This window comes from Massilia sp. Root418 (genome assembly GCF_001425265.1).
Taxonomy (GTDB): Bacteria; Pseudomonadota; Gammaproteobacteria; order Burkholderiales; family Burkholderiaceae_D; genus Rugamonas.
Genome location: NZ_LMEC01000026.1, coordinates 109,516 through 122,230 on the forward strand (window position 1 = coordinate 109,516; position 12,715 = coordinate 122,230).

Here is a 12,715-nt window from a genome sequence, read left to right on the forward strand (position 1 = left end):
ACAGCATGAGCGCAGCAAAATGGCAGGGCATATTCCCGGCAGTGACCACCAAGTTCCACCCCAACGAGGAACTCGACCACGCCGAAATGGAAAGGCATTTCGACTTCCAGATCCAGAACGGCGTGCATGGCCTGGTCACCTGCGGCTCGCTGGGCGAAGCCAGCACTTTGTCCTTCGACGAGAAACTGGCGGTCACCAAGACCGCGATCAAGGTGGCCAGCGGCCGCGTGCCGGTGCTGGCCAACGTGAGTGAAACCCGCACCGCCAACGCCATCCGCTTCGTGGAGCAGGCACGCGAACTGGGCGTGGACGGCTTCATGGTGATGCCGTCCGTGCTGTACGCTGCGGATGCGCGCGAAGCCAAGGACAACCTGCGCACCATCGCGGCCGCCGCCAAGCTGCCCATCATGGTGTACAACAACCCGGTCACCTACAAGGTGGACCTGACGCCGGAAGACTTCCAGGAGCTGGCGGACTGCGAGCACATTGTGGCGATCAAGGAATCGACCGACAACATCCGCCGCATCACCGACCTGCGCAACGCCGTGGGCACGCGCTACCAGCTGTTCATGGGCGTGGACGACCTGTCCTTCGAAGGCCTGGCGGTGGGCGCGGACGGCCTGCTGGCCGGCCTGGTGGTGGCCTTCCCCGCGGAGACGGTGGCGCTGTACAAGCTGATGAAGGCCAAGCGCTACGACGAGGCGCTGAAGCTGTACCAGTGGTTCATGCCGCTGCTGCACCTGGACGTGTCGACCAAGCTGGTTCAGAACCTGAAGCTGGTGGAAGCGCTGGCCGGCGTGGGCAATGAGAACGTGCGCCGTCCGCGCCAGCCACTGCAAGGCGCCGAGCGTGAAAAAGTGACCGCTATCGTCAAGCAGGCGCTGGCCACCCGTCCGGACCTGAGCAAGCTGTTCTAAAATCTTCGCGGCAAATTCTGTCAACTTCAGTTGACATTCCCACATGCGTCAACTAAAGTTGACGCATGCCTGATCTTCATACACTCAAACTTCCTGAAGAACCATCCGATGCGCTGGCCGCAGTGGTTGCCCTGCGCGCGATGGCCGATCAACTTGAGCGCAAGGCGGTCAGGCAAGCCATGGCCGATGGCTGGACATGGGCACAGGTTGCGGAGGCGCTCGGCGTCACCAGGCAGGCGGCGCACAAGAAGCACGCGGCCAGCCTGGCGCGGGATTGACTGACTTAGGAGGCTACTGATGTTTTCAAGGTTTAAGCAGCATCTGCAGGATATGCAGACGATCAAGGCGCTGTGCGAAGGCGCGGAAGAACAGGCGCGCAAGGCGGGCCAGGAGCAGCCGGGCGCGGAGCATTACGTGCTGTCGGCGCTGGCGTTGGAGGATGGGTCGGCGCGGCGGGTGTTCGGGCGGCTGGGCAAGGATGCGGAGGCGTACCGCGCAGCGCTGGCGCGGCAGCATTCCGAGGCGTTGCGGAAGCTGGGCATCGATGCCGGCGGCGCCGGCGAGCCGTTGCCGGTTGCGGGCGAGGCTTCTGGGCTGTTCGATTCGCAGCCGTCGGGACAGGCACTGATGCAGGCGCTGCCGGAGCTGGCGAAGCAATCGCAGGCGCCGCTGCGCGGGGCGCATGTGCTGCTGGCGGCGGCAGGTATGCAGCATAGTCTGGCGGCACGCGCACTGCGGGCGATGGATGTGGAGCTGGAGGCGCTGGTGCAGGCGGCTGATGAGGAACTCGGCAAGGTGCATGCCTGAGGCGGAGCTGGCGGGTTACGGCCAGGGCGCCGCCCTGGCCTAACCCGCCCTACGCGCAACGCCCAACGCGTATCGCCCCACGCATACCGCCCTGCGGCAATACCGCATTACGGCATGGCGGCATTACGGCATGGCGGCATTGCGGCATTACGGCATGGCGGCATGGCGGCGGCGGCTTTAGCGCAACGCGAGGGCGGTGCCGGGGCTGGTGCTGCTGCCGCTGCGGGCGGCGCCGGCTTCGTCGAGCTTGAAGATGCCGACCACCTGATCCAGCCGCGCGGCTTGCTCTTGCAGGGAGTGCGCGGCGGCGGCGGCTTGTTCCACCAGCGCGGCGTTCTGCTGGGTGGCGTCGTCCATCTGGATGATGGACTGGTTGACCTGGCCAATGCCGTCGCTCTGCTCGTGGCTGGCCGAGGTGATCTCCGCCATCAGCGTGGCCACGTGCTGCACCGATGCCACGATCTCGGACATGGCCACGCCCGCCGTATCGGCCAGCTTGCCGCCGGCTTCCACCTTGCCCACCGAGTCCACGATCAGTTCCTTGATCTCCTTGGCTGCCGCAGCCGAACGCTGCGCCAGGTTGCGCACTTCGGACGCCACCACAGCAAAACCGCGCCCCTGCTCGCCCGCGCGCGCCGCTTCCACGGCCGCATTGAGCGCCAGGATATTGGTCTGGAAGGCGATCCCGTCGATGACGCCGATAATGTCGGACATCTTGCGCGAGCTGTCGGTGATCTCGCCCATCATGTCCACCACCTGCGTCACCACGGTGCCTCCCTTCACCGCGGCGGACGTGGTGGCCGCCACCAGCTTGTTGGCCTCTTCCGCGTTGGCGGAGTTCTGCTTGACGGTGGAAGTCAGTTCTTCCATCGCGGCGGCGGTTTCCTCCAGGTTGGAGGCCTGGTGCTCGGTGCGCGCCGACAGGTCGAAATTACCGGTGGCGATCTGGCTCGACGCCGAAGCGATCAGGTGCGTACTGTCGCGCACCTTGAGGATGGTGCCGTTCAGCGACGACACGAAGCGGTTGAAGGCAGACGCCAGCGCGCCGATTTCATCCTCCGACTCCACCGGCATGCGGCGGCTCAAGTCGCCGTCGCCGCTGGCGATATCGCCCAGCATCTCGGCCGCGCGCATCACCGGCGCGGCGATCGCGCGGGCGATCAGGAAGATGGCGAACAGGCCGATGCCGCCGCCCACCACCGCCGCGATCAGCGAGGACACGGTGGCCGAACGCACGATATTGCCCAGCACTTCAGCTTCCGGCACTTCCGCCACCACGTACAGGTTCAGCTCGGGAATGAAGGACGAGGCCACGAACTGCGTGCCCTCAGCGCCCTTGTAAGTGGCGTGCGCGAACTTCTCGCCACCCAGCAGGGCCTTGCTCAGTTCCGGCGTGAAGCCCGGCACATCCTTCAGCAAATGCTTGCCGTCGGCCAGCGCAGGATTGCGGTGCACCACCAGCGTGCCGTTGGCGCGCGCCAGGTAGACGAAGCCGGACTTGCCCAGCTTGTAGGCACGGATGGTCTGCGCCAGCGCGTTCACGCTCAGGCCCAGGCCGCCCACGCCCAGCTTGCCGCTGGCGGTCTGCACGCGGGTGTTAATGAACAGCATATAGCTGTCGGCGCTCACGTCCTTGTCCAGGTCCAGGGTATAGGGCTTGCCGCTGTTGAGGAACTCGTAGAACCACTGGTCGCCGGCCTTGTCCTTGCTCAGGGTGCGGTCATAGCCTTTGTCGGTGAAGTACTTGCCGGTGCCGTGCGAGACCCAGAACACCGTGGCCGCCTGGTTCTTGCTCTTGAGCTGCTGCGCATATTTCTGCCACGCCGCCACGCCCTCGTCCGGCACGCCCGCTTCTTCCCAGTCGTGCAGGTAGGTGTTGTTGGCCAGGGTAAGCGACACCGATAGCGGCTGCGCAATCTGGCGCAGGATGTCGTTGCGGATTTCGCCGATCTGCGCCGGCAATTCCTGCTCCACCACGCGCTCGCGGCTGTTGTTGCTGCTCATGACAATGCTGAGCGTGGACGAAATAACAATAAACAACAGCAGGCACAAGCCCATGCTCAGCATGAGCTTGTTCTTGATCGAGAGCCGGCGTAGCAATGGCATGGAAAATCCCCCGGAGATATGAATGAATGCCGTCTTGCGCGGCACTGTGACACAACAATTTCAGTGTACCTACAACCGTTTCCCGGTCAAAAGCATTTTCCACTATCTGTTGCGTGTCCAATACCCCGGTTGCGCATAAACCGCCTTTAACTCATCTATAAAGAAACGTATCTTGGCAGGCAGATGCCTTTGCTGTAGATAAACGGCCATGATGTCGTAGTCTGGCAGCGCGAAGTCGTCCAGCACGGTGATCAGGCTGCCCTCCGCCAGCTGCGCCTGGATCTCCCAGGTCGAGCGCCACGCCAGGCCCAGTCCCTCGCACGCCCAGCGGTGCAGCAGCTCGCCGTCGTTGCAGTCCAGGTTGCCCTGCACCCGGATAGTCACCGGCTTGCCGCCCTGCTGGAAATACCAGCCGCGCTGCTGGCCGCCCTGCAGGTTGAAGGCCAGGCAGTTGTGGTGCGCCAGGTCGTCCAGCGTGCGCGGGATGCCGTGGCGGTCGAAATAGTCCGGCGTGCCGCACACCACGCGGCGGTTCCTGGCCAGCTTCACGGCCACGAAGCTGGGATCGATGACGCCGCCGATGCGGATGCCGAGATCGTAGCCCTCGCGCACCAGGTCGATTACCTGGTCGGTCAGGTTGAAGGAGATCTGCACCTCCGGGTTGGCCGCCAGGAAGGCCGGCGCGTGCGGCGCCACGTGCTGGCGTCCGAACGAGGCCGGCGCGGATACGATCAGGTGGCCCGTGGCCTTGTGCCGCCCTTCCGACACATTGCGTTCCGCCACCTCGAAGTCCGACAGCAGCTTGCGGCAATCGTCGAGGAAGACGTTGCCCTGCTCGGTCAGCGTCAGGTGGCGCGTGGTGCGGTGCATCAGCTTCACGCCCAGGCGCTTCTCCAGCGCGTCGATGCGGCGCCCCAGCATGACCGGCGTGATGTTCTGCACCAGCGCCGCGCGCGCCAGGCTGCCCTTCTCCACCACTGCCACGAAGGCTTCAATTTGTTTGAGTTTATCCATCCGGACATTATTCCATACTCAGGGTATCGAATAAACCGATATTTTGTTGTCTTATCAAGCGGTGAGATCGCCTATAGCATACAAAACATCAACAACGGTATTTGCACTCGCATCTACAAACAACACAGGAGAACACCATGGCAAAGATGACGGCAGCCGAAGCGGCGGTCCACGTAATGCAAAAGGAAGGCATTTCGGTCGCATTCGGCGTACCGGGCGCGGCCATCAACCCGCTGTACGCTGCGCTGAAAAAGAACGGCAGCATCAAGCACATCCTGGGCCGTCACGTGGAAGGCGCCTCGCACATGGCTGAAGGATACACCCGCGCCGCCGCCGGCAATATCGGCGTGTGCATCGGCACCTCCGGCCCCGCCGGCACCGACATGATCACCGGCCTGTACTCGGCCCAGGCGGACTCGATTCCCATCCTGTGCATCACCGGCCAGGCGCCGCGCGCCCGCATGCACAAGGAAGACTTCCAGGCGGTGGACATTTCGGCCATCGCCAAGCCGGTGACCAAGATGGCCACCACCGTGCTGGAGCCGGCCCAGGTGCCGCGCGTGTTCCAGCAAGCCTTCCACCTGATGCGCTCCGGCCGTCCGGGCCCGGTGCTGATCGACCTGCCGTTCGACGTGATGATGGCGCAGATCGAGTTCGATCCCGAGACCTACACGCCGATGGAAGTGTACAAGCCGCGCGCCTCGCGCGCCCAGATCGAAAAAGCGCTGGGCATGCTGAACGACGCCGACAAGCCTTTGATCACCGCCGGCGGCGGCATCATCAACGCCAACGCTTCCGCGCTGCTGCAGGAGTTCGCCGAAATCGTCAACGTGCCTGTCATTCCCACCCTGATGGGCTGGGGCACCATCCCCGACGACCACCCGCTGATGGCAGGCATGGCCGGCCTGCAAACGTCGCACCGCTACGGCAACGCCACCGTGCTGGCGTCGGACTTCATGATCGGCATCGGCAACCGCTGGGCCAACCGCCACACCGGCTCGGTGGACGTGTTTACTGCCGACCGCACCTTCGTTCACGTCGACATCGAACCGACCCAGATCGGCCGCGTGTTCGGTCCGGACCTGGGCATCGTGTCCGACGCCGGCTACGCGCTGGAACTGCTGGTGGAAGTGGCCAAGGAATGGAAGGCCGCCGGCAAGCTGAAAGACCGTACCGGCTGGGTACACCAGTGCCAGGAACGCAAGCGCACCATGCTGCGCAAGACCCACTACGACGAAGTGCCGGTCAAGCCGCTGCGCGTGTACGAAGAAATGAACAACTACTTCGGCCGCAACACCCGCTACGTGTCCGCCATCGGCCTGTCGCAGATCGCCGCGGCGCAGTTCCTGCACGTGTACCAGCCGCGCAACTGGATCAACTGCGGCCAGGCCGGCCCGCTGGGCTGGACCATTCCCGCCGCGCTGGGTGTGCGGGCTTCCGATCCCACCAGCGACATCGTGGCGATTTCGGGCGACTACGACTTCCAGTTCCTGATCGAAGAACTGGCCGTGGGCGCGCAATTCAAGCTGCCCTACATCCACGTGCTGGTGAATAACAGCTACCTGGGCCTGATCCGCCAGTCGCAGCGCGGCTTCGACATGGACTTCTGCGTGCAGCTGGCCTTCGAGAACGTGAACGCGCCGGAACTGAACGGCTACGGCGTGGACCACGTAGCCGTGGTGGAAGGCCTGGGCTGCAAGGCCATCCGCGTGCACAAGCCGGACGACATCATCCCGGCCTTCGAGAAAGCCCGCGAGCTGATGGCGCAGTTCAGCGTGCCGGTGGTGGTGGAAATCATCCTGGAGCGCGTGACCAACATCGCCATGGGCACCGAGATCAACGCCATCAATGAATTCAACGACATCCTCGATGTCGCGTAAGGAGTAGACCATGCCAAAATTCGCCGCCAACCTCACCATGCTGTTCAACGAACTGCACTTCCTGGACCGCTTCGGCGCCGCCTCGCGCGCCGGCTTCAAGGGCGTGGAGTTCCTGTTCCCGTACGACTTCGAGCCGGAACAGCTGTCCGAGAAACTGCACCAATTCCAGCTGGAGATGGTGCTGCACAATCTGCCGGCCGGCCAGTGGGCCAGCGGCGAACGCGGCATCGCCTGCCATCCGGACCGCGTGGCCGAGTTCGAGCAAGGCGTGGAAAACGCGCTGCGCTACGCCAAGGCATTGGGCACCAAGCGCATCAACTGCCTGGTCGGCATCCTGCCGCCCAATGTGGAACGCGCCAAGGCGCAGGACACGCTGGTGAAAAACCTGAAGTTCGCGGCCGCCGCGCTGAAGAAGGCTGGCATCCCGCTGCTGATCGAGCCGATCAACACCTTCGATATTCCGGGCTTTTTCCTGTCCGGCACCCGCCAGGGCCTGGAGCTGATCGAAGCGGTCGGTTCGGACAACCTGTTCCTGCAGTACGACATCTACCACATGCAGCGCATGGAAGGCGAACTGGCCAACACCATCAAGGCCAACCAGTCCGTCATCAAGCACATCCAGCTGGCCGATAATCCGGGCCGCTTCGAGCCGGGCACGGGCGAGATCAACTATCGCTACCTGCTGAACTACCTGGACCAGATCGGCTACGACGGCTGGGTGGGCTGCGAATACAAGCCGCAAAACGGCACCCAAGAAGGCCTGGGCTGGATTGAAAAGCTGGCCGCGTAATTTTAAAAACCACTAGGAGAACATAGCATGGCAAACCTCGGATTCATCGGACTGGGCATCATGGGTGCCCCTATGGCCGGCCACCTGCAAGCCGGCGGCCACAAGCTCTACCTGCACGACATCAAAAACCCGCCGGCCAACCTGATCGACGGCGGCGCCACCGTGTGCACCTCGGCCGCCGAAGTGGCCAAGCGCGCCGACATCATCTTCCTGATGGTGCCGGACACCCCGCACGTGGAGGAAGCGCTGTTTGCCGAAAACGGCGTGGCAGCAGGCCTCACGGCCGGCAAGATCGTGGTCGACATGAGCTCCATCTCGCCCATCGCCACCAAGGAATTCGCCAAGAAAATCAACAAGAAAAGCTGCGCCTACCTGGACGCGCCGGTGTCCGGCGGCGAAGTGGGCGCCAAGGCGGCCTCGCTGACCATCATGGTGGGCGGCCCGGCCGAAGCGTTCGACACCGTCAAGCCGCTGTTCGACCTGATGGGCAAGAACATCACCCTGGTCGGCGGCAACGGCGACGGCCAGACCACCAAGGTGGCCAACCAGATCATCGTGGCGCTGAACATCCAGGCCGTGGCCGAAGCGCTGCTGTTCGCCTCCAAGGCCGGGGCCGACCCGGCCAAGGTGCGCGAAGCGCTGATGGGCGGCTTCGCCTCCTCGCGCATCCTGGAAGTGCACGGCGAGCGCATGGTCAAGCGCGCGTTCAATCCGGGCTTCCGCATCCAGCTGCACCAGAAAGACCTGAACCTGGCCCTGCAAGGCGCCAAGCAGCTGGGCGTATCGCTGCCCAACACCGCCAACACCCAGGAACTGATGAACGCCTGCGCCGCCAACGGCCTGTCGGGCCTGGACCACTCTGCGCTGTGCCAGGCCATCGAGCTGATGTCCAACCATAAGATCGCGCAGGGTTGATGCAATGGCGGGTTACGGCCTGCGGCCTAACCCGCCCTACCAGACCGACATACTGTAGGGCGGGTTAGCGCACAGCGCGTAACCCGCCAGCTCCGCCCGAAACAGAATCAACGAAGAAAGAAGCCCCCATCATGTCCGTTCCAGACCCTCGCCAGTTCTTGCTCGACCTGTACAACGCCGCCGTCAGCGCCGTCCACCCGCGCACGCTGCTGTCGGAATTCCTGCCGCAGCCCCCCGTCAACGGCAAAACCCTCGTCATCGGCGCAGGCAAAGGCGCGGCGGCGATGGCCGAAGCGGTGGAGCGCAACTGGAACGGCCCCTTGTCCGGCCTGGTGGTCACCCGCTACGGCCACGGCGCCAGGACCGAACAGATCGAAGTGGTCGAAGCCTCCCACCCCGTGCCCGACGAAGCCGGCCAGAAGGCCGCCGCGCGCATGCTCGACATGGTCCAGGGCCTCACCGAAAACGACCTGGTGCTGTGCCTGATCTCCGGCGGCGGTTCCGCCTTGCTCGCCCTGCCCGCCGAAGGCATCACACTGGCCGAGAAACAAGCCCTCAACAAAGCCCTGCTGCGCAGCGGCGCCACCATCGGCGAAATGAACTGCGTGCGCAAGCACCTGTCCGCCATCAAGGGCGGCCGCCTGGCGCTGGCCTGCGGCAAGGCGCGCGTGGTCACCCTGCTGATCTCCGACGTGCCGGGCGACGACCCGCGCGTGATCGCCAGCGGTCCCACGCTGCAGGACGCCACCACCAGCACCGAAGCCCTCGCCATCCTGCGCAAGTACAAGATCGACATCCCGCAAAGCGTGCATGCCCACCTGGAATCGCCCGCCAGCGAAACGCCGAAACCGGGCGACCCGCGCTTCGAACGCAACAGCCACTACGTGATCGCCACCGCGCAGGACGCGCTGGAAGCGGCCGCCGACAAGGCGCGCGACGCCGGCATCACCCCCTACATCCTGTCCGACGGCATCGAAGGCGAAGCGCGCGACATCGGCCTGATGCACGCCGCGCTGGCGCGCCAGGTGATTGCGCGCGGCCAGCCCTTCCAGCGGCCCTGCGTCATCCTGTCCGGCGGCGAAACCACCGTCACCGTGCGCGGCAACGGCCGCGGCGGGCGCAACGTGGAGTTCCTGCTCAGCCTCGCGCTGGCACTGGAAGCGGCGCCCGGCGTGCACGCCATCGCCTGCGACACCGACGGCATCGACGGCTCCGAAGACAACGCCGGCGCGCTGTACGCCCCGGGCACGCTGGCGCGCGCCGAAGCCATGGGCGTGAGCGGCAAGGCCCTGCTGGCCAACAACGACGCCTACAGCTTCTTCAGCGCGCTGGACGACCTGGTGGTGAGCGGCCCGACGCGCACCAACGTGAACGACTTCCGCGCCATCCTCATTCTGTAGTACCCACAATAAAAGAGACCAACCATGCGCCGTGAACGCAAAGCCAAAATAGTGGCCACCCTGGGCCCAGCCAGCTCCGAACGCAGCACCATCAAGGCGCTGTTCGAAGCCGGTGCGGACGTATTCCGCTTCAACTTCAGCCACGGCAGCCACGCCGACCACCAGCGCCGCCACGGCATCGTGCGCGACATCGAACAGGAACTGGGCCGGCCGATCGCCATCCTGGCCGACCTGCAAGGCCCCAAGCTGCGCATTGGCCAGTTCAGCGGCGGCAAGGTGAACGTACAGGCCGGCGCCGAATTCGTGCTCGACCAGAACCCGGACCAGGGCGACGCCACGCGCGTATGCCTGCCGCATCCCGAACTGTTCGCCGCCGTCACCGCCGGCCAGTCGCTGCTGCTCGACGACGGCAAGATCCGCCTGGAAGTGCTGGCCAGCGACGCCACGGCCATCCGCACCCGCGTGGTCAACAGCGGCGTGCTGTCCGACCGCAAGGGCGTGAACGTCCCGGACGCCGTGCTGCCGATCCCCGCGCTGACCGTCAAGGACAGGCAGGACCTGGAATTCGCGCTCGAACTGGGCGTGGACTGGATCGCGCTGTCCTTCGTGCAGCGCCCGGAAGACGTGAAGGAAGCGCAAGCCATCGTCAACGGCCGCGCCGGCGTGCTGTCCAAGCTGGAAAAGCCGGCCGCGCTGGACCGGCTGGAAGAAATCGTCGTCGCCTCGGACGCGGTGATGGTGGCGCGCGGCGACCTGGGCGTGGAACTGCCGCCCGAGCGCGTGCCCGGCGTGCAAAAGCGCATCGTGCGCATGTGCCGCAAGCACGGCAAGCCGGTGGTGGTGGCCACGCAGATGCTCGAATCCATGGTCAGCGCCCCCGTGCCCACGCGCGCCGAAGCGTCCGACGTAGCCAACGCCGTGTATGAAGGCGCGGACGCGGTAATGCTGTCGGCCGAATCGGCCAGCGGCGCCTATCCGGTGCAGGCGGTCGCCATCATGAACCGCATCATCTGCGAAGTCGAGCGCGATCCCTACTACCAGGCCCTGATCGACGCCCAGCACGAAGCGCCGCTGGCCACCAAGGGCGACGCCATCTGCGCCGCGCTGCGCGACGTGACCCAGATCATGGGCGCGGTCGCCACGGTCACCTACACCACGTCCGGCCACAGCAGCCTGCGCGCCGCACGCGAGCGGCCCGCCGCGCCCATCGTGAGCATCACCCCGAACCGCGACACGGCGCGCCGCCTGGCGCTGGCCTGGGGCGTGCACAGCACGGTCAGCGCCGACGTGCACAGCGTGGACGAAATGGTGGCCGCGGCATGCCGCACCGCGCTGCGCGAAGGCTTCGTCAAGACCGGCGACCAGATCGCCATCGCCGCCGGCACCCCGTTCGGCCAGCCCGGCACCACCAACCTGCTGCGCCTGGCTGAAATCTGGCCACAGTAAGAACCTAAAATGGGGTCAGGGTTAATTATTTTTGCAACTAGTTGCAAAAATAATTAACCCTGACCCCATTTTTCAGGAAAGCCGGCTTGCGCCGGCTTTCTTTATTCGCCGCGCTGGTGGACTTGCTTGCCTGCGGCGTAGGTGGCGCTGATGGCGCGGTCGTCGCCGAGCAGGGCCAGCGCGAACAGCAGCTCTTCCAGGCTGTTGGTGCGCGTGCTGCGGCGCTCCAGCAGCGGCGTGGCTTTCGGATCGAGCACGATGAAGTCGGCCTCGGCGCCGGCAACGAAGTTGCCGATCGTGCCTTCCAGTTGCATGCTGCGCGCGCCGCCCAGCGTGGCCAGGTAGAACATGCGCAGCGCCGGCATGTAGGTGCCGCCCATGCGCGCTACCTTGTAGGTCTCGTTCATCGTCTGCAGCATGGAGAAGGAGGTGCCGCCGCCCACGTCGGTGGCCAGCGACAGCGCGACCTTGGCCTTGTCCGCGCCGGCGAAGTCGAACAGGCCGCTGCCCAGGAACAGGTTGGAAGTGGCGCACATGGAGACGGCGGCGCCGGTGGCTGCCATGCGGGCGCGGTCTTCGTTGTCCAGCCAGATGCAGTGCGCGTACATGGAGCGCGGACGCAGCATGCCGTATTTGTCATACACGTCCAGGTAGCTGCGCGCCTTCGGGAACAGGGACTGGACCCAGGCCACTTCGTCGGTGTTCTCGGCCACGTGGGTCTGCACGAAGGTGTCCGGGTAGGCTTGCGCCAGTTCGCCCGCCAGCTGCAGCTGCGCTTCGGTAGAAGTGGGAGCGAAGCGAGGCGTGAGCGCGTACATGTTGCGGCCCTTGTTGTGCCAGCGCTTGATCAGCTCTTCGCTGTCGCGCGCGCCGCTTTCGGCGGTGTCCTGCAGGAAGTCCGGGCAGTTCCGGTCCATCATCACCTTGCCGGCGGCCATGCGCAGGTTGCGCTGCTCGCTGGCGCCGAAGAAGGCATCCACCGATTCGGGATGCACGGTGCAGTAGACCATGGCGGTGGTGGTGCCGCAGCGCAGCAGCTCGTCCAGGAAGAAGTCAGCGACGCCGCGCGCGTGCGCCGGGTCCTTGAACTGGCGCTCGGTCGGGAAGGTGTAGGTGTCGAGCCAGGGCAGCAGGCCGGGCGCGGGCGAGGCGATCATGTCGGTCTGCGGGTAGTGGATGTGGGTATCGATGAAGCCCGGCATGATGATCTTGCCGCGGTAGTCGCGCACCTGGGTGCCCAGCGGCAGCGTGTTCTTGAGCTGGTCGTAATCGCCAGCGGCTTGCACGCGGCCGTTGTCGATGACCAGCAGGCCGTCTTCGTGCCAGTTATAGGCCTTGTCGCTGAGCGCGGGGTCGGCGGTGAAGTGCAGGATGCTGGCGCGGAAGGCCTTGAGCGTTGTCTCGTTGTTGTTCATGATTGTGTTGATAGTTGGAGGATGG

11 protein-coding genes are annotated in these 12,715 nt (G+C 65.0%); 8 read left to right on the forward strand and 3 right to left on the reverse strand.

Features of this window, described 5'->3' with window-relative positions; genetic code table 11:
* Positions 1–5: 5 nt before the first annotated feature.
* The 3 genes from ASC94_RS28980 to ASC94_RS28990 all read left to right on the forward strand — a co-directional run bounded on the left by ASC94_RS28980 (position 6) and on the right by ASC94_RS28990 (position 1,724).
* Positions 6–917: a dihydrodipicolinate synthase family protein gene (locus ASC94_RS28980; protein WP_056404566.1), complete on the forward strand. Its 912-nt coding sequence runs from the start codon at positions 6–8 to the stop codon at positions 915–917.
* A 65-nt stretch (positions 918–982) separates the two neighbouring features.
* On the forward strand, positions 983–1,195 hold the full coding sequence (locus ASC94_RS28985; RefSeq protein ID WP_056404568.1) for a hypothetical protein: 213 nt from the start codon (positions 983–985) through the stop codon (positions 1,193–1,195).
* 19 nt (positions 1,196–1,214) lie between these two features.
* Positions 1,215–1,724 (forward strand): Clp protease N-terminal domain-containing protein, encoded by a 510-nt coding sequence (locus ASC94_RS28990; RefSeq protein WP_082616920.1) that lies wholly within the window; start codon positions 1,215–1,217, stop codon positions 1,722–1,724.
* Between the two features lie 177 nt (positions 1,725–1,901).
* Here the strand turns inward: ASC94_RS28990 and ASC94_RS28995 are convergent, their stop codons facing one another.
* Together ASC94_RS28995 and ASC94_RS29000 are read right to left on the reverse strand one after the other, a co-directional pair.
* Positions 1,902–3,830, reverse strand: coding sequence for a methyl-accepting chemotaxis protein (locus tag ASC94_RS28995; RefSeq protein ID WP_056404572.1), 1,929 nt, complete (start codon positions 3,828–3,830; stop codon positions 1,902–1,904).
* A 102-nt stretch (positions 3,831–3,932) separates the two neighbouring features.
* Positions 3,933–4,844, reverse strand: coding sequence for a LysR family transcriptional regulator (locus ASC94_RS29000; protein WP_056404574.1), 912 nt, complete (start codon positions 4,842–4,844; stop codon positions 3,933–3,935).
* Between the two features lie 137 nt (positions 4,845–4,981).
* Here ASC94_RS29000 and gcl point away from each other — a divergent pair, with 137 nt between their 5' ends.
* From gcl to pyk, 5 genes are all read left to right on the forward strand, one after another.
* Entirely contained in the window at positions 4,982–6,724 is a 1,743-nt protein-coding gene (gene gcl, locus ASC94_RS29005; RefSeq protein ID WP_056404575.1) for a glyoxylate carboligase, read from the forward strand.
* 10 nt (positions 6,725–6,734) lie between these two features.
* Entirely contained in the window at positions 6,735–7,514 is a 780-nt protein-coding gene (hyi, locus tag ASC94_RS29010; RefSeq protein WP_056404577.1) for a hydroxypyruvate isomerase, read from the forward strand.
* A 27-nt stretch (positions 7,515–7,541) separates the two neighbouring features.
* The gene (locus tag ASC94_RS29015) at positions 7,542–8,429 is read left to right on the forward strand and encodes a 2-hydroxy-3-oxopropionate reductase (protein ID WP_056404579.1); all 888 of its coding nucleotides are present in this window, start codon (positions 7,542–7,544) and stop codon (positions 8,427–8,429) included.
* A gap of 131 nt (positions 8,430–8,560) precedes the next feature.
* A complete protein-coding gene (locus ASC94_RS29020) occupies positions 8,561–9,829 on the forward strand; it encodes a glycerate kinase (protein WP_056404581.1) in 1,269 nt (422 codons plus the stop codon).
* Positions 9,830–9,853: 24 nt separating this feature from the next.
* The gene (gene pyk / locus ASC94_RS29025) at positions 9,854–11,275 is read left to right on the forward strand and encodes a pyruvate kinase (protein WP_056404583.1); all 1,422 of its coding nucleotides are present in this window, start codon (positions 9,854–9,856) and stop codon (positions 11,273–11,275) included.
* Between the two features lie 101 nt (positions 11,276–11,376).
* Here the strand turns inward: pyk and guaD are convergent, their stop codons facing one another.
* Positions 11,377–12,690, reverse strand: coding sequence for a guanine deaminase (gene guaD / locus ASC94_RS29030; protein ID WP_056404584.1), 1,314 nt, complete (start codon positions 12,688–12,690; stop codon positions 11,377–11,379).
* Between the last annotated feature and the right edge of the window lie 25 nt (positions 12,691–12,715).